This is a genomic window from Bacillus sp. 37MA (genome assembly GCF_000372765.1).
GTDB classification, from domain to species: domain Bacteria; phylum Bacillota; class Bacilli; order Bacillales; family Domibacillaceae; genus Domibacillus; species Domibacillus aminovorans.
The window spans coordinates 1,317,804-1,334,514 of sequence record NZ_KB889752.1 but is presented as its reverse complement, the minus strand read 5'-3'; the positions used below and the strand labels follow the sequence as shown (position 1 = coordinate 1,334,514).

Annotated in this window: 14 protein-coding genes and 4 pseudogenes; 11 read left to right on the top strand and 7 right to left on the bottom strand. The window is 39.1% G+C overall.

Going from position 1 to position 16,711, the window contains the following annotated elements; genetic code table 11:
- Nucleotides 1–332 precede the first annotated feature (332 nt).
- Nucleotides 333–2,666, top strand: coding sequence for an RNA polymerase recycling motor HelD (helD, locus tag A3M5_RS0107530; RefSeq protein ID WP_018393154.1), 2,334 nt, complete (start codon nucleotides 333–335; stop codon nucleotides 2,664–2,666).
- A gap of 155 nt (nucleotides 2,667–2,821) precedes the next feature.
- Here helD and A3M5_RS0107525 read toward each other — a convergent pair whose 3' ends face one another.
- Entirely contained in the window at nucleotides 2,822–3,736 is a 915-nt protein-coding gene (locus A3M5_RS0107525; protein WP_018393153.1) for a TauD/TfdA dioxygenase family protein, read from the bottom strand.
- 594 nt (nucleotides 3,737–4,330) lie between these two features.
- Between A3M5_RS0107525 and A3M5_RS0107520 the strand changes: the two genes are divergently transcribed.
- A complete protein-coding gene (locus A3M5_RS0107520; RefSeq protein ID WP_018393152.1) occupies nucleotides 4,331–5,962 on the top strand; it encodes an FAD-dependent oxidoreductase in 1,632 nt (543 codons plus the stop codon).
- A complete protein-coding gene (locus A3M5_RS0107515) occupies nucleotides 5,959–6,303 on the top strand; it encodes a 4Fe-4S dicluster domain-containing protein (protein WP_026221622.1) in 345 nt (114 codons plus the stop codon). Before A3M5_RS0107520 ends, A3M5_RS0107515 begins: the two co-directional genes overlap by 4 nt.
- Nucleotides 6,304–6,571: 268 nt before the next feature.
- On the opposite strand, the gene A3M5_RS22505 is transcribed toward A3M5_RS0107515, so the two are convergent.
- On the bottom strand, nucleotides 6,572–6,952 hold the full coding sequence (locus tag A3M5_RS22505) for a hypothetical protein (protein WP_018393150.1): 381 nt from the start codon (nucleotides 6,950–6,952) through the stop codon (nucleotides 6,572–6,574).
- Between the two features lie 136 nt (nucleotides 6,953–7,088).
- Here A3M5_RS22505 and A3M5_RS0107505 point away from each other — a divergent pair, with 136 nt between their 5' ends.
- Nucleotides 7,089–7,304 carry a Fur-regulated basic protein FbpA gene (locus tag A3M5_RS0107505; protein WP_018393149.1) on the top strand — a complete coding sequence of 72 codons (216 nt, stop codon included), beginning with the start codon at nucleotides 7,089–7,091 and terminating at the stop codon, nucleotides 7,302–7,304.
- A gap of 177 nt (nucleotides 7,305–7,481) precedes the next feature.
- Here A3M5_RS0107505 and A3M5_RS26080 read toward each other — a convergent pair.
- The 4 genes and pseudogenes from A3M5_RS26080 to A3M5_RS0107485 form a co-directional block, all read right to left on the bottom strand.
- A pseudogene (locus A3M5_RS26080) lies at nucleotides 7,482–7,661 on the bottom strand (Fic family protein); the annotation flags it as partial.
- A gap of 194 nt (nucleotides 7,662–7,855) precedes the next feature.
- Nucleotides 7,856–8,380, bottom strand: a pseudogene (locus tag A3M5_RS0107495) (IS6 family transposase); the annotation flags it as partial.
- Nucleotides 8,381–8,395: 15 nt separating this feature from the next.
- Nucleotides 8,396–9,841 carry an aryl-sulfate sulfotransferase gene (locus A3M5_RS0107490; protein ID WP_018393146.1) on the bottom strand — a complete coding sequence of 482 codons (1,446 nt, stop codon included), beginning with the start codon at nucleotides 9,839–9,841 and terminating at the stop codon, nucleotides 8,396–8,398.
- Nucleotides 9,842–9,864: 23 nt separating this feature from the next.
- Nucleotides 9,865–10,383 (bottom strand): MarR family winged helix-turn-helix transcriptional regulator, encoded by a 519-nt coding sequence (locus A3M5_RS0107485; protein WP_018393145.1) that lies wholly within the window; start codon nucleotides 10,381–10,383, stop codon nucleotides 9,865–9,867.
- 340 nt (nucleotides 10,384–10,723) lie between these two features.
- On the opposite strand from A3M5_RS0107485, the pseudogene A3M5_RS22500 reads away from it, so the two are divergent.
- The 4 genes and pseudogenes from A3M5_RS22500 to A3M5_RS0107465 all read left to right on the top strand — a co-directional run bounded on the left by A3M5_RS22500 (nucleotide 10,724) and on the right by A3M5_RS0107465 (nucleotide 13,069).
- Nucleotides 10,724–11,334 (top strand): annotated as a pseudogene (locus tag A3M5_RS22500) (IS6 family transposase).
- A 51-nt stretch (nucleotides 11,335–11,385) separates the two neighbouring features.
- Nucleotides 11,386–11,517 (top strand): YjcZ family sporulation protein, encoded by a 132-nt coding sequence (locus A3M5_RS24590; RefSeq protein WP_018393144.1) that lies wholly within the window; start codon nucleotides 11,386–11,388, stop codon nucleotides 11,515–11,517.
- A gap of 194 nt (nucleotides 11,518–11,711) precedes the next feature.
- Nucleotides 11,712–12,584 (top strand): protease HtpX, encoded by an 873-nt coding sequence (htpX, locus tag A3M5_RS0107470; RefSeq protein ID WP_018393143.1) that lies wholly within the window; start codon nucleotides 11,712–11,714, stop codon nucleotides 12,582–12,584.
- Between the two features lie 146 nt (nucleotides 12,585–12,730).
- Nucleotides 12,731–13,069, top strand: coding sequence for a YolD-like family protein (locus tag A3M5_RS0107465; protein ID WP_018393142.1), 339 nt, complete (start codon nucleotides 12,731–12,733; stop codon nucleotides 13,067–13,069).
- 253 nt (nucleotides 13,070–13,322) lie between these two features.
- On the opposite strand, the pseudogene A3M5_RS0107460 reads toward A3M5_RS0107465, so the two are convergent.
- Nucleotides 13,323–13,542, bottom strand: a pseudogene (locus A3M5_RS0107460) (hypothetical protein); the annotation flags it as partial.
- 92 nt (nucleotides 13,543–13,634) lie between these two features.
- Here A3M5_RS0107460 and A3M5_RS22495 point away from each other — a divergent pair.
- The 3 genes from A3M5_RS22495 (at nucleotide 13,635) to A3M5_RS22490 (ending at nucleotide 16,639) form a co-directional block, all read left to right on the top strand.
- Nucleotides 13,635–14,105 (top strand): Ger(x)C family spore germination protein, encoded by a 471-nt coding sequence (locus A3M5_RS22495; RefSeq protein WP_502685416.1) that lies wholly within the window; start codon nucleotides 13,635–13,637, stop codon nucleotides 14,103–14,105.
- 170 nt (nucleotides 14,106–14,275) lie between these two features.
- Nucleotides 14,276–15,754, top strand: coding sequence for an Lsa family ABC-F type ribosomal protection protein (locus A3M5_RS0107450; RefSeq protein WP_018393139.1), 1,479 nt, complete (start codon nucleotides 14,276–14,278; stop codon nucleotides 15,752–15,754).
- A 354-nt stretch (nucleotides 15,755–16,108) separates the two neighbouring features.
- Nucleotides 16,109–16,639, top strand: a complete 531-nt coding sequence (locus A3M5_RS22490) for a DinB/UmuC family translesion DNA polymerase (RefSeq protein WP_018393137.1) — start codon at nucleotides 16,109–16,111, stop codon at nucleotides 16,637–16,639.
- The last annotated feature ends 72 nt before the right edge of the window (nucleotides 16,640–16,711 follow it).

The following is a 16,711-nucleotide window of genomic DNA, read 5'->3' as shown; positions in this document are numbered from 1 at the left end:
TAAGAAATTGGGCTTTTTAATATTGGAATTTCCTTAACGTTGTAAATATGCGGTTCCTGACGCTACCACTAAATGATCGTATATTTAGATATCATTTTTTGTGAGTTATTTGTTTTATAAAATAGGGTTTTTCTTCCTTTAAATTTGAAACAATTATGATCCATCATAGCGATGGTCGTGTAAATACATTGATAAAAATGAGAAACTGTGGTAAATTTATATAGATACACCGCAAATTTATTTTTTTGTATAAATTATCCCTATTTTAATTATACATCATAAAAACCTTTTCAGTCAACCCCTATTTTTATTTTTTTAAAGGAGTGTTTGATATGAACATGGAACTTCGCCAGGAGCAAGAACGAGTGAACAGCGTAATGGAGACAATTACAGAGGAAATCAATAGATTGGAGGGCGAAACTTCCAGGCGTCGGATGGAAGTTGTGAATATCCGCAAACACTTTTGGGATGAAGTAAAAGTTAATATTGGTACCTTCGACGATTATCTTGAGACGATCATCGGCTTGAGACAAGAGGCTCAAGCTCTGTCCGTAAGCCAAAGCACCCATAGACATGCATCTAAGAGATTATCTGCGCTGCGGCGTATGCAAGAGGTGCCCTATTTTGGTCGAATCGATTTCATTGAAGAAGGAACTTCAACTGCGGAACGAATCTATATCGGCATCTCTACGCTCACAGATACAAGCGGAGAAAATTTCCTTATTTACGACTGGAGGGCTCCGGTCTCGAGTGTCTACTACGACTACCAGCCTGGTCCCGCCAAGTATGCTACACCTGGAGGTATCATCCATGGCATACTGGAGAAAAAGTGGCAATATCTCATCCGCGGCGGCATTATCCAATCTATGTTCGATACCAGTCTCACTATTGGTGACGAGATTTTACAGCAGGTGCTTGGTAAAGGTACAAACAAACATATGCACAATATAGTGGCCACCATTCAACAGGAGCAAAACCGGATCATCCGTCATGATCGAGGGAAGCTTCTCATTGTTCAGGGCGCAGCCGGCAGCGGCAAGACATCGGCCGCCTTACAGCGGATTGCTTATTTGCTCTACAAATATCGAGATATGCTGAATGCCGATCAAATCATTCTTTTTTCGCCTAATTCGATGTTTAATAGTTACGTTTCCAATGTGTTGCCAGAACTCGGCGAAGAGAATATGCAGCAGGTCACATTTCAGGAATACTTAGACCATCGGCTAAGTAAAGAGTTTCAAGTTGAAAATCCCTACGAGCAATTGGAATATGTTTTAACTGCTACGAATACCCCTTCCTACAGGTCAAGGGTTGCGAGCATTCGATTCAAAGCATCACCCCTTTTTTTCGAAGCGATCGAATCATATAGGAAGTCGTTAGAGTTATCTGGAATGTTATTCAAGGACATGATCTTCAGAGGAAAGCCGATTGTTACCGCTCAACAAATAGCAGAAAGGTTTTATAGTAACGACACTTCACTCCGCTTCCATAATAGACTTGAAAAGTTAAAGGATTGGCTAATTAAGAAAATAAATGAAACCCAAAAGGCTGAACTGACTAAGCCGTGGGTACAGGAGAAAATCGAGCTGCTTAGCAACGAGGAGTACCATAAGGCCCATACCTACTTAGCGAAAAAACGCGGCTTTAAAAGAGAATCGATTGCCGATTATGAGATCGAGCCTGAAGCACTTGCCCGATTGATTATTCAACAGAAATTGAAGCCGTTACGTAAACGAGTCCGAACATTTGGTTTCATCGACATTAAGGGGATATATAAGCAGCTTTTTGCTGATCCCCTGCAGATCAAACAGTGGATAGAGGGGGAAACACCCGCGGAGTGGGCGGAGATTTGTCAAGCGACGCTGGAAATGCTATATGAAGGCAAACTATCTTACGAAGATGCTACTCCGTTCTTACTTATGAAAGAGCTGATTCAAGGCTTTCAGACGAACAGCTCGATCAAACATGTACTTGTAGACGAGGCGCAAGATTATTCTCCGTTTCAATTCGAGTTTTTGAAACATTTGTTTCCTTCGGCAAGAATGACCGTGCTCGGTGACTTTAACCAGGCAATATTCGCCCATGCCAGCGAAATGGTCGATTTCCACACGCTTACCGGCTTATACGGACCGGATGAAACAGTTGCGATCAACTTGAGCCGCAGCTACAGATCCACAAAACCGATTGTCGAATTTACACGCGGACTCGTACCCGACGGCGAACGGATTACCGCTTTTGAACGCGATGGCGAGAGGCCTGTGCTGACACAATTGTCCAATCGCGCCGAACTGCACCGCTGCATTGCTTCCAAAGTCGCAGACTTGCGGAAGCGACGGTATAATACGATCGCGATTATATGCAAATCCGCTGTGGAGAGCACCGCCGCATACGAGGGCCTGAGCAGCGTCGAGGAAATTAAGCTCGTGAAGAGCGGCTCGATTGAATACGAGCAAGGCGTTGTCGTCATACCGGCATATTTGGCCAAAGGCATCGAATTCGATGCTGTCATTATTTATGACGCATCGGCGGAAGTATACGGCGATGAGAGCCTGCGCAGATTGTTCTACACCGCCTGCACAAGAGCTATGCATTACTTGCAGCTTTACAGCATAGGCGAACCGAGCTCCTTTTTGCGCAACGTTGCGCAAAAGAGTTTACTTCTATGAAGTAATTTATACAACCGGTCGATATGAAGAAGATTTGTTGACTTCACTCAAGGTAGAGCTGGCAACGGAATAAAAGAGCAGAACTCCCAGATTAAATGGAGAGTTCTGCAGATTGTTGAAATATCCCTAAATAGTTGAATCTATTTGGGGATGTTTTAATTCGCTTTCGCCAAGGAAGTATTCTTCACTTTTGTTCTTGTAATACTGGTTTTACCATCCACACTAACAGGAACTTTTCCATCAATTGTAATTCTTTGCACAATACGCTGCGCATTGCCGTAATCGTTAATTGCATAATGCTGTGTTGCCCGATTGTCCCAAATCGCTACGTCTCCTGCTCTCCACTTCCAGCGAACTGTGTTTTCAAGCTGGGTTACATATCCCTGAAGTATGGAAAATAAATGTGAAGAGTCAAAGGACGATAAACCGACAAATTGTTTAACAAAATGACCTAACAACAGATTTTTTTCGCCCGTTTCAGGATGAATATGGACAACGGGATGTTCTGTTTCATACAAAGTTGATGTGAAAACGTCACGATATTTCGCCTCGTCTTCAGGTGAAACATTCTCTCTTTTTCTTGCATAATCGAATTCATTTGTGTGCAATGCCCAAAGCTGATCCGCAAGATCTTTCAATTCCTTCGGCAAACTCTCGTAGGCGGCCGCTGTATTTGCCCATACTGTGTCACCACCTGCTTCTGGTACAACAACAGCTCGTAAGATAGAGGCTTCAGGATACGCGTCGACGAATGTTACATCTGTATGCCATGAATTAGCTCGGCCGCCATGATCAGAATTTAATTCAAGCAAATACTGAGTGTCTTCTTTAACAGGAACAGTTGGATGAGGCACTGGAGTGCCAAGCAGGCGGGCAAACAATTCGTGACCTTCATCATCCAGGTGATTTTGATTACGGAAGAATACAACTTTGTGTTTTACAATAGCCTCACGGATTGCTTTGATCGTAAATGAATCCAAATCCCCGGAAAGGCGAGCCCCGAAAATTTCTGCACCAATCCGTCCGCCGACTGGTTTAACAACAATTCCTGTTTGCTTTGATTCACTCATGTTTAATGCCTCCTCAATAATTTTATACCGTATAGGAAATAAACCAATAAAAAAGAGGCTAAAGCAGTTGCGCTTTAGCCTCCAGTCGACTGGTCAGCTCTTTTTGTAAAGTAAAGATTACAAAAATAAATTAATCCCTATTGGTTTAATCAATATTAGGAGCTAATGTCCAAAAAGTCAACCCAAAATTTTTTAAAAAAATAGGGTTGCATATTCTTTTTTTTGATGATAAGCTAAAAAGCACATTAGATTAATCGGAATAGTGAATGTAAAAACAGCCCACTAGTCATCTGGAGGCTCACGTTGCTTTTCAACAGCATCGTGAGCCTCTTTCTGTTTTTATAGTAACCTTTTTCCGCCTACAAGGAGTTGGTTTAAATTGATGATGTAATAATGTATTCAATTCCTATCGGGACTAAAAGAAAATAGAATTCAAAATGTGGAAAGTCCGACTAGGCGACTAGAGGCTTCACAGTAAATATTCTTTTACTGTGAAGCCTTTTTATTTCAAAAAAAAAGAGAAGTCTTTATTTTAAAAATATAAACATACTTTTTAGGCCAAGATGTTACCACCTTTTGAAAGGAAGAGTTCTTATGAATAAAAGCTCGGGAAACGTCGCTTTGAAACACTTTCAAAACACAAATGAATATACAGATGTTTTAGTAATCGGCGGTGGACCAGCAGGAACGTGGGCTGCTGTTCATGCAGCGGCTACAGGAGCCAAAGTCATTTTAGTGGATAAAGGCTATTGTGGCACAAGCGGGGCAACGGCACCTTCTGGTACCGGGGTTTGGTATGTAGAACCCGATAAGGAGCAACAAAAGGAGGCTATGAAAAGCAGAGAAGCACTTGGCGGTTATCTGGCTGAGCAAAAGTGGATGATTTCTGTACTCAATAAAACATATTCAAATATGCACCAATTAGATTTTTGGAAATATCCTTTTCCGATTGAGAAAGAAGAGAGGAAATATTACCGCAGCTTGCAAGGGCCTGAATATATGAGGTTAATGCGAAAGCAAGTGAAAAAAGCGGGAGTGAAAATATGGGATCATTGCCCGGTCCTTGAGCTATTAAAAGATGACTCTGGGATTAGCGGTGCCTTAGGTATCTCCAGTCAGACTGGAGAAAGATGGATGATAAAGGCGGGGGCAGTAATAATAGCAACCGGGGGATGTGCGTTTCTTAGCAAAGCGCTTGGCTGCAATGTTTTAACGGGAGACGGCTACTTAATGGCATCTGAAGCAGGGGCTAATTTATCGGGCATGGAATTTTCAAATGCTTATGCGATATCACCTGTTTTTTCTTCAGTTACAAAAACAGCTTTTTATACGTGGGCAACATTTTACGATGGAAACGGCATTACCATTGAAGGAGCTGGTTCTCAAAAAGGGCGTTCCATCATTGCCAAAACACTTCAAACACAACCGGTTTATGCCATACTTGACAAAGCAGATGAGCAGATACAGAAATGGATGCGCCAGGCACAGCCTAACTTTTTTTTGCCCTTTGATCGATTAGGCATTAACCCATTTACCGATCGTTTTCCTATAACTATGAGATTGGAAGGGACTGTGCGTGGAACTGGCGGTATTAATGTGATCAACGAGAAATGCGAGACAAAAATCCCTGGATTATATGCGGCCGGTGATGCAGCCACACGTGAATTTATTTGTGGTGGATTTACAGGTGGTGGAAGCCATAACGCTGCATGGGCAATGTCTTCCGGTTCATGGGCAGGTGATGCAGCTGGGCATTTTGCTTTGAGCCTTGGCCAGAAGGCCGCTAAGAGAAATGTGACAAGCACTTCTCAAGTCCCTCACGGAGCCAATTCAATTTTTTCTAAAAAGAGTGAACCAGTTATATCTGAAACGATAAAACGTGTTCAAGATGAAGTCGTACCATATGAAATTAATTTGTTTCGAACAGAACTGAGATTGGATGCTTCGTTACAGAGACTCAATCAACTGTGGAAAGAAATACGTCATGAAAAATTTAAAAGCAGTGCTAACATTATAAAAGCTAGAGAAGCAGCCGCTATGACGGCTACTGCCAGATGGATGTATAGTGCAGCACTGGCCCGGAAAGAAACAAGAGGAATGCACAAGCGACTTGACTATAGCGAACAAGATCCATTGCAGCATTCCAGAATTTTAGTTGAAGGTCTAGATCATATATCAACACAACCTGCAGCAGTCGTAAAGGCGAGAGAGGTAAACACGATATGATAGAATTAGTGAGCCAAAAACGTTGTATTAGCTGTAATTTGTGTGTGTCAGTTTGTCCAACCGAAGTCTTTGATAAAGGGGAGGATGGCATTCCCTTAATATCCAGAAAAGAGGACTGTCAAACCTGCTTTATGTGTGAAGCTTATTGTCCGGTTGACGCTCTTTATGTATCTCCACATCCTGAAGAGGAAGTAATAGTAGAAGAGACGGTTATCATTGAAAACGGCTTGTTAGGAAGTTATCGAAAAGAATTAGGGTGGGGGAAAGGGCGTAAAGCAAGTGCAGAAAAAGATGCTTCAGGTCACGTATTTAATGCTATGAAAAACATAACGAAACACTAATTTAATATGGATATCTTTAATTATTAAGCTGCCCTAGCATATTTCATTGCTTGAGCAGCTTTTATTTCTTCTATCATTTTTTATACTAATTTAAAGAAATGGCATTCAAATCGTCATTAGGTTCGAAATTTTTTTATTCTTCAAGCAGAAGATTATGGAGAGGAACCAGCATGTCGTTCACCAGTGGGAAGGTAATGGAAGATATACATAAAGGTGAGCATTGTATCAACTTTGCTCACCTTCTTTAATACACTACTTGTCTCTTTGATTAAGCCGTAAAATTCCCATCATAGCTTAACGTGATGGCAGACTTGACTCCGGTCATATCTGAAATGTTGGTAATAAAGTTCATATCTGTTTCTTTTATACGCACTTCATAGGTAATTTCATAATCACAGCCATTAATGACAGACTTGAATTTGACGAAATGTTTTTTCACACTGGCAGAAATAATATGATCTAGTGACTTTTCAATCGAGTTGTCTTGATACTTTACAATTAACAAATAAGGATTCTCTACTTTGATACGGTTAACAAAAATATTCAATACCAATCCGATCAAAATCGAACCGAAAACGGCAAGAAGAATAAAGCCCGCACCGCATAATATTCCTGCAACGATCGTCCAAAAATATCCGTCTAAAACCAACTTGACAAGTGGGTATAATATGAATTAAAATGTTTATACAATTTAGAAAAACCGACTGGATACCCAGAGGCTCTTGTTAATAACAAGAGCCTTTTTATTTTGGGTCATACAAATAAATGCATATGGAGGAATTGAGATGAATCTTCGAGAAGCTGTAGAAAATAGACGTACGGAATTAATTAACAAGCTAATCACCTTCGGTGTTTTTAAGATCAATGAAAAGCATCTTTTTGAAAGCTCTCTGGGTGAATTAGAAGGTGAATACAATAAATTTGAGGAAGTTCAGCATCCACATAGTCAACTTGGGTCAATACGTTGGTCCAAAAAAGTTAACAGATATGAATTATTTTAGTTAACTGAATGGCTGAGCTTTAAGGGTTATTTTATAGGTCGTGGTCCTCACAATTGAGTCTCCTAGTTTATGTAATCAAAATAAACTTGTTTCAACGGAAGCTGGTTACTATTTACGGTTCTAGTGCAAAAAATTAGGTACAGTTGCAAATCATCTTTAAATCTTGGAGATACTGACTACGGTAATTCCTTCTAAAACGACTTTCGTTTCATTAATCGTTAACGTATTGCCTTCAATGGCATTTGAGTTATATGTTCACTCAACCAATAATTTCTCACGCAAACTTTTTAACGTGTATTTAGGTAAAGGTCGTTTTTTATCTAGCAGTGCCTTCTTTTGATTAATTTGTTCAAACATTTCTCTCACCTCTCTAAAATGCTACCGTCATTTTTAGTCAATCCATATAAATTTTATTCAGGGTTTCTTCCATTATAGCTGTATTTATAATTTTAAGTCGGGATATACTGCTCTTTGCGCAAAGAAACATCCGGTTCTGGTGCGAAAATAATTTGATAAAAAGATAGAACCTATATTACCCGCTAACTTGCGAGTTATGATGCTATCCCGAACAACTTATGTATGAATTCAACTTCATTTTGGGCAGACTTCACTCCTTGGTGAACTTGCCCTTTTTTTATCATATGCATCGCTTCAATGCCACTCAATATATAAGTGGCTGTTTTATACGACTTGAATCCCAACATAGAGCGCACACGTTTCTTAATGAAACGGTGATCTTGTTCTACTATATTATTGAGATATCTAACTTGTCTTATTTGTATGCCTTCAGGCATACGTTTCTCTTCTTTTAACTCTTTAATTGCTACAGGATAGGTTGGATTCTTGTCTACTGTTATGACACGAGGTTTAGAAACAGGAAAAGACCGCAAAGCTTTCTTAAAGAAGCACTTTGCAGCCTGTTTGTCTCTTGTTTTACTAAGATAAAAATCAATCGTGTTTCCTTTGAAGTCCATTGCATGATATAAGTACATCCATTGACCTTTTACTTTGATAGACGTTTCGTCGACTCTCCAAGAGTCATTTGTTGGTCTAATATGACGCCGTACTCTTTCATCATAATTCCTCCAGTATCATTTATTTTCAATTTCAACTGTCTCATCATAGCGGGCAACGCATAATGCCCCTTCGCCAATCGACTGGGCTCCCGTCACTTCGACGATTGAATCTGTGCCGCCCGCTGCAGCATTTGGCACACGGAATGTTTCATTGTTAAGCGGCTCAATAGCGACTTCTGCTGGCTTTTCAAGCTGCGGTACCCAATCATAAGGAACGCGGTAAGCGCGGTAAACCATATTGGAATTACGGGAATTTTTGTAAGGGGAAATGTACTCCCAGACAATCTCATGTTCAGCCGTCACTTCAAAAATACGGCCATTTGCGCCCTCTGTAACGAGTGTATTCCCATTCTCCAACCGCTGAGCAGAGCTGATATACGGACTGTAAAAACGGAAAGAATCTGTCGGTGCCTGGAATTTAGCCTCAAGTCCTGTATACTGCCAAATAATTTTAAACGTAGCCGGATCGATTTCCAGCACCCGTGAATGATCCCGCAAAGCGTTTTTATTGCCATCCGGTGATGAAGGGTTTGGCGCACCGTAACCGCCCCATCCGCCGTTATCAAATACTAATAAGTTGCCTTCACCCGGCAATCCTTGCGGGATGATATGTGCGTGATGCTGTCCGATGATCCAGCCTATATGCTTTAGTTCAGGTATGGAGTAATCAGGTCCAATCTGCCATACAATTTTGCCTGTGCGCTTATCTGTAATGCCGATAATATTCGCTTCACGTGCATCCCAAATAAGATTGTCTGGATGGAACCGCTCATCCCCTGCGTCATAATGGCGGTTTGGCCCGACTGCTGAGATTGAATTAATATGGAGCCAGTCACCGGATTCATTTCCGAAGAAACGACGGTTTGGCTCTTCATAAATCACTTTTTTTGCCGCATCATCAAATTGAAGTTCATCAAAGTGATCACTGAATGACCATTCCCATACAATATTTCCGTTCCAATCGACTTCCAAAATCACATCGTCTAAAAGCTCGTGTTTTGAAATTTCAGGCTTATGAACGTTGCGATGAGCCAAAATAAGTGTATTTCCGGCATCTGTTTTCGGACTTTGCCCCGGTGCATAATACCCAACCGGATTTCCTTCACGCTGGTAATCATGATGCGCCCGGGCGAGCCACCGGCCTTCGTATCCGGGATCTTCAATAAATTCATGCTGATCAAATTTCCAGACGATATTCCCTTCAAAATCTACTTGTACAAGATCTCCTTCATCCTGAAAACCATGCTCAGGGTCACGGTTGAATGTATGCCCCAGTACATATCCGCCTGGAAAAATTTTATTCGGAAAGCCCCGAAGCCCTTTCCATAAGTGAACTTCTTTTCCATTCATATCAATCAATAAAGCTCCATGATCCGCAGCCTGATAAATCGTATAACCGCTCCATGCCTTTTCTGGTGAATAAATTGTAGCACCTGTAGGGTGAATTGTTGGAAGTCCCATCTGTTCCGCTCCTTTTATCGTAATTAGTAAGTTAAAAACCGGCTGTTATGACTGGGTGGGTCGTTTTGATCTTCTTTCTCTTTTGCCAAAGATAAAATTTCATCCGATAATCCATCCAGGTTGTTGATTAAGCGCCGGTAAAGATCAATTTGCAGTTCAATTTCTTTGAGTGTAAAATTATTGAACAGAACAGAAACCATATTTGTGCCAACCTGGCTGTTCCGTCCTATAAACTCTCGCCCTTTATCCGTAATGTCCAGCAGTACAGTTCTCCTGTCTTGACTATGGCGTTTTCGAACCGCAAAACTTCTGTCTTCCAGCTTGTCACAAATGAATGTAATAGCGCCTGAAGTCAGGTCGAGTTCCTCGGCTAAATCCGTTAACCGTTGTTCTCCGTCTTGAATAATCTTTCTTAAAATCAAAAATCCCGGCAGCATGACTCCTTCAATTATGATTTTGTCTCGTTCTTTGACGAATTTGCGCACCATTTTACGAAACAACCAGTCTGTTTCTTCCAGCAGATCAAGCTTGTTTTTTTCCATGCTCACCTCTCCCAGGCTTAATGGGTACAAAAAAAGACACCCGACACGTTTCAATTCATTCATCGAACATGAATGTTGAAATGTATAAGGTGCCTTTGGATGACCAATCAGCGCTTAAATTTAGTTTAGTATTAAAATAATGAGTGCTAAAATATTGAATAATTGTATCTTAATCCGCAAATTCATATGTGTCAAGTGGGATTTAAAAAATATAAAAGAGGTATTTTTTCTTACGCTATGTGTCAAGAGGTTCTGGTGCAAAAACTTAGGGACAGTTGCAAATCATCTTTAAATCTTGGACATACGGATACTATTACGTTAAAAAAGGTGCGTAATCAGTATGAAAAAGCAACATTTATTCAAGTGGAAACATGATCAGCCTGACAGTATTTTGTTAACAGTGAGGTGGTACCTGCGGTACAACTTGAGCTTTCGTAATGTGGTGGAGATGATAGAAGAACGGGGCTTATCGATGGCTCACACAACGATTATGCGTTGGGCTCATCAATATGGACCGGAATTAGATGAAAGAGTACGACGTCATCTTCGACCAACAAATGACTCTTGGAGAGTCGACGAAACGTATATCAATGTAAAAAGTCAATGGATGTACCTGTATCGTGCAATGGACTGCAAAGGAAACACGATTGATTTTTATCTTAGTAAAACAAGAGACAAACAGACTGCAAAGTGCTTCTTCAAGAAAGCTTTGCGGTCTTTTCATGTTTCAAAGCCTCGTGTCATAACAGTGGATAAAAATTCTGCTTATCCTATAGCAGTTGAAGAATTAAGAAAAGAAAAAACATACCATCAGGCATGCAACTCAGACAAAAGAAGTATTTAAATAATATCGTAGAACAGGACCATCCTTTTATCAAGAAGCGTGTTAGTTCTATGTTAGGGTTGAAATCTTTTCGTACAGTCACTTACATACTGAGTGCATATGATTAAAAAGAAGCAGGTTCATCAAGGGGTGAAGTTTGTCCAATAGGAGGGGAATTTGTGAGCATAGTAGCACCTGCCTATGGATACGGCCGAGGCTTTGCGATAGTGGTCGTATTATTTATCCTTTTAATTATATTATTGGAGCCTTTTTTGTTCATGGTGGTTATTAATCAAGCCAATCGTTTTTAAGATGATAATTCTACCTCTCATTACTCCTTCACTTTTCGAAGCATAGACACGCTTCTTGCTACAGAGATAGGTCTATGCTTTATTTTTTTTGAAACTTTTTAGTTACTTTTTCGTATATAGTTATATAATGTAGGTTTCATTATTGATGATCACCTAATTAGGAGAAAGTTTATTACAAACTAGGAGGGTCTTGATTGTTAAAACGTATTTCCTTATTTATATTCGTTAACATTCTAGTATTAATCACCATTACAATGATCACCACGTTGCTTGGTGTAGAAAGTTATATTGGTGGCGGTGGTTATGGTTCCCTGCTTGCCTTCAGTGTCATCGCTGGTTTTGCTGGTTCCATCATTTCATTGTTAATGTCTCGTATAATGGCGAAATGGGTTATGCGTGTTCAATTAATTGATGAACATTCCCCGCGTGGCGATCACGAACGCTTTGCACTGGAAGAAACATATCGTTTAGCACGTGTGGCTGGTTTGAAAGTTATGCCCCAAGTGGGTATTTATCATTCACAAGAAGTCAACGCTTTTGCTACTGGACCAAGCAAAAAACGTTCATTAGTAGCCATTTCAAGCGGTATGTTAGATAGGATGGATCGTAATGCGATCAGTGGGGTTATTGCACACGAAATAGCACACATTAAGAATGGTGATATGGTTACAACGACTCTATTGCAAGGTATCATCAACACATTCGTTATTTTCTTCTCCCGTATTGCTTCAAAAATTGTTTCAAGTTTTGTGAGAGAAGAAGTGGCTGGAATTGTTTATTTCGTATCTTCTATCGTTTTCGAGATTCTATTCAGCATTTTAAGCAGTCCCATTATCTTTTGGCATTCAAGAAAACGTGAATTTAAAGCGGACAAATTAGCTGCAGAATTAGGGGGAAAGGCGAATATGATTCACGCATTAGAATCATTAAGACACACGACTAGCTTGGTTGATGACAGCCAAAAGTCTATTGCTGCTTTTAAAATTAGTGGCAAGGGAAAATTCTCTAGACTATTCTCTACTCACCCACCATTAGAAAAACGCATTGAACATTTGAAATCACTTTAATATCTAAGACTTTCTACATTATTCAGATGTAGAAAGTCTTTTTTTATTTATGCAAATATTGATTCACATCTGAATACGCTTGAATAAAGGAACTTACGTTTGTATACTGTATAAAAAGAACCTTTGTTCCATAGGAGGGACACAAAATGCTCTATAATGACCGAAAGATGTTGAAATGGAAGGGCATGTTACTATCTGAACATGTGGAAATGATTAAAATGGACGAAACAGAAAAACCGCCACTTTTTTTGGATGAACAAGCGGCAGAAGAATTTAATCGTATGGTGAGTGAATCGTATCATCTATCGAAGCCCATTTTTATCGAAGTAAATACGTTTGGACTTCCTTATATTGAAGCTACTGGCATTGTACAGTCATTGAATAGCCATAACGGGCGTCTGATACTAATTGGAAAGGGAATGTTCTGTTTGAAGGACATTGTTTCTATTCGCTTTGTAGAAGAGGGCGACGAGTATGGAAATTGATTATAGTACACTGCCAAAACGCGATCTGCTTTTTATTGATGTTAAGTCTTACTTTGCGTCATAGGAGGACATAAGGGTTGAGCTAAACGCTCATCCTTTTTAGTGTTTTGTTGAACTAAAGCTACCCGTTAGTTAAAAAATTTCTTTACTGTAGCGTTAAAATAAAGTTTGATAAAAGCAGCTTACTGATAAAGAAAGCTCACAAGCAATTTTACTTTATAATTTAATGGTACAATAATTGTAAGATTATATACTCCTTTAACCAACCCAATATCGTTTTATTGGATTCGGATGGATGTTGCGAAGTAATGACCTCTTCAAGCTTTTCTTTTTGCTCATTTGTAAGAGATTGACTAATTTTATTAAATAGCTTCTTTTCAGCCATTGCCCTTGTCTCCCACACCATTTTTTCAAGTGTAGTGATAGCAGGCAGGATGAATAGCATCACCATTTTCCAAAGCTAGTTGATGAAGCCGTGGAGAAAATTAGTACAAATATGGAACATGACGTAGATCTCTTACATGTGAAAGTTGTTGTTATAGATAGAAGTTAAGCTGAGGAGAGTATAAAGGACCTAATTTCTGGTATCATGAGATCAAGAGATATCTCTGCAAAGGCGCTAGTTGCAATATGCGATGACGATATAGAGCAATTTTTTGCAAGTATGAAAAAAAATACTCCTCCCAATGGAACCAGTCTCTTGGACTTTTTTGAGAAAAATGCTGGATGGAATCCTGAAATTTCATTGACAAGGGTTTGGCAAATATATAGGAGTATTCATTCCTATACAAGAGATGTTGCAGTTCCTCTTCTCCGTCCTGGGGACACTACATTGGTTGAGCATACAGGTTCAGGTGTGTTAAAAAACGGAAGAATGGTTGGAGAAATTAGTCTAGATGAAACTTTGTTATATAATGCATTTAATGGGGAAAGCACTGAAGGAAAAGTAGAATTTTTCAATTTAGGAATTGTATTAATTCTTGGGGATTCAATGTCTCTTTTCTCCTATAAAAAAGTATATTTCCTATACCTTTAACTACATTCTAATGAAGAGGAGAATTAACATGGCTTTAGAATTGGATGTTACACATGAATTACTCCGTATAAGTCGTTATAATCCATCAAACTTATACGGAGTAAAGTAGACGAGATGGATATACCGACTTTGTATTAAAAGAAAGCGTGATATACAAAGGAGGAATAAAAATGTCAATGATACAAGTACAAAATTTAACTTTCTCTTATCCGAGTAGTTTTGATAATATTTTTGAAGATATAAGCTTTCAAATTGATACAGATTGGAAGCTTGGATTTATTGGTCGAAATGGACGAGGGAAAACAACGTTCTTTAATTTATTACTAGGTAAATTTGAATATAAGGGGAAAATCATTTCTTCGGTCGATTTTAACTACTTCCCATATCCAGTAGAAGATAAAAGTAAGTATACGCATGAAATTTTAGAAGAAATATGCCCTCAAGCTGAGGACTGGGAATTTCTTCGAGAAATAGCTTATTTAAATGTGGATGCCGAAGCCATGTACCGCCCATTTGAAACTTTATCAAACGGTGAACAAACAAAGGTATTGCTTGCTGCTCTATTTTTAAACGAAGGGCAATTTTTATTAATTGATGAACCAACAAATCATTTAGATACTGAAGCTCGTAAGATGGTTTCTAATTACTTGAGGAAGAAAAAAGGGTTTATTTTAATTTCTCATGACCGTAACTTTTTAGATGGTTGTGTTGATCATATCTTGTCTATAAATAGAGCAGATATTGAGGTTCAAAGTGGAAATTATTCTTCATGGAAGTTGAACTTTGACCGACAGCAGGAACATGAACAAGCAACAAATGAACGCTTGCAGAAGGATATTGGACGGTTAAATCAATCTTCAAAACGTTCGGCTGGTTGGTCTAACCAAGTCGAAGCTTCAAAAAATGCAACAACGAATTCTGGTTCTAAATTGGACAAAGGTTTTGTAGGGCATAAAGCAGCAAAATTGATGAAACGCTCTAAGAACCTTGAGGCTCGACAACAAAAAGCGATTGAAGAAAAGTCGAAGCTTCTAAAAAACATTGAAAAAACGGAGTCCTTACAGTTAGAATCGATGGAATATAAATCGAAGGAACTCATTCAATTAACAGATGTGTCTGTAATGTATGATGGTCAAGTTGTCAACAAACCAATAAGTTTTAATGTTGAACAAGGAGATAGAATTGTACTGGACGGAAAGAACGGCAGTGGAAAAAGTAGTATTTTAAAATTAATTTTAGGCGATCCAATACAGCATACAGGCACGTCAAATAAGGGTTCTAATCTGATAATTTCTTATGTTCAGCAAGACACCTCTCATTTAAAGGGGATGCTATCTGACTTTATTGAAGAAAATGAGATTGATGAAACGTTGTTTAAGTCCATTTTGAGAAAGATGGATTTTGACCGAATACAGTTTGAAAAAGATATATCTCATTATTCAGGTGGTCAGAAGAAAAAATTGCTTATCGCTAAAAGTTTATGTGAAAAAGCTCACCTGTATATTTGGGATGAACCATTAAACTTTATTGATATTTACTCTCGCATGCAAATTGAAGAGCTTATTCAAACCTTTAATCCGACTATAGTTTTTGTTGAACATGACCAGACCTTCCAAGAGACAATATCAACAAAAACAATAAAAATGTAAAAAAAACTAGGGTATAGAAATAAATCTCTATACCCTTCTTTACTCTCTTCAACTAACAGAGGCTTGTTAGCGAAACAAGCTAATTAAAAAAATCGGTTCCTAAAGGAATCGATTTTTTTGCTGCAATTTTCTTAACGTTGTAAATCCGCATTTTCCTGACGCTAACCCTTAAAAAACTAGACCTTCCGGAAGATTGGGTGCCAAAGAAAGTTTACAATGTAATACTTACGACAGCAATGTTAGGTGATACCATGTTTTCAAACGACTGTTATATCGCAGACAAAAATAAGCTGAAAGATCGGTTCGGTATTATGGGATCACAGATTTACTATCATGCATGGGGCGTACACCATTTTGTCTGAACGGGACAGCCTTCCAAACGGAGAAAAGTCATTCTCAAAAGGACAAGTACTCATGAGGGACTACTATAAAGACAATGAAATTACCATCATTATAAAAGAAATGGTGGATGAGGTTAGTGCTCGGCTCCGTAAACATGGTGTAGCTGCTGCAAAAATTGCACTGACTATATCCTATTCACGTGATATTGAAGAACGAGGATTCACTAAACAGATGCAGCTTCCGAAGAATACAAACCACACGATGGAGTTAACCAGTCATTTCATCCGGATCTTTCGACAACATTGGCAAGGACAGCCTGTACGTCAAATATATGTTTCCTGCGGTAAACTGCGCAAATTTGAATATGAACAACTTGATTTATTTACAGCGACAGAAGAGATGGAGAAAAGCCCTGCGATTGATACGGTGATGGATGAATTGAGGAAGCGTTTTGAGAAGGATGCGATTTTCAAGGCATACAATCTCATGAAAGGTGGAACGTATTTGAGCAGAGCAAACCATATACGAGGTCACAAAGGATAGAGCTAAACGCTCGTCCTTTTTCGTTTGTTTAAGTTTGGTACAATCTCAAGCGTTTGGTCACTTATATTTTTC

Bases quoted from the DNA above. Each gene is read 5' to 3' on its own strand.
- helD (WP_018393154.1), top strand. From the start codon at position 333: ATGAACATGGAACTTCGCCAGGAGCAAGAACGAGTGAACAGCGTAATG.
- A3M5_RS0107525 (WP_018393153.1), bottom strand. From the start codon at position 3,736: ATGAGTGAATCAAAGCAAACAGGAATTGTTGTTAAACCAGTCGGCGGA.
- A3M5_RS0107520 (WP_018393152.1), top strand. From the start codon at position 4,331: ATGAATAAAAGCTCGGGAAACGTCGCTTTGAAACACTTTCAAAACACA.
- A3M5_RS0107515 (WP_026221622.1), top strand. From the start codon at position 5,959: ATGATAGAATTAGTGAGCCAAAAACGTTGTATTAGCTGTAATTTGTGT.
- A3M5_RS0107505 (WP_018393149.1), top strand. From the start codon at position 7,089: ATGAATCTTCGAGAAGCTGTAGAAAATAGACGTACGGAATTAATTAAC.
- A3M5_RS0107490 (WP_018393146.1), bottom strand. From the start codon at position 9,841: ATGGGACTTCCAACAATTCACCCTACAGGTGCTACAATTTATTCACCA.
- A3M5_RS0107485 (WP_018393145.1), bottom strand. From the start codon at position 10,383: ATGGAAAAAAACAAGCTTGATCTGCTGGAAGAAACAGACTGGTTGTTT.
- A3M5_RS0107465 (WP_018393142.1), top strand. From the start codon at position 12,731: ATGCTCTATAATGACCGAAAGATGTTGAAATGGAAGGGCATGTTACTA.
- A3M5_RS0107450 (WP_018393139.1), top strand. From the start codon at position 14,276: ATGTCAATGATACAAGTACAAAATTTAACTTTCTCTTATCCGAGTAGT.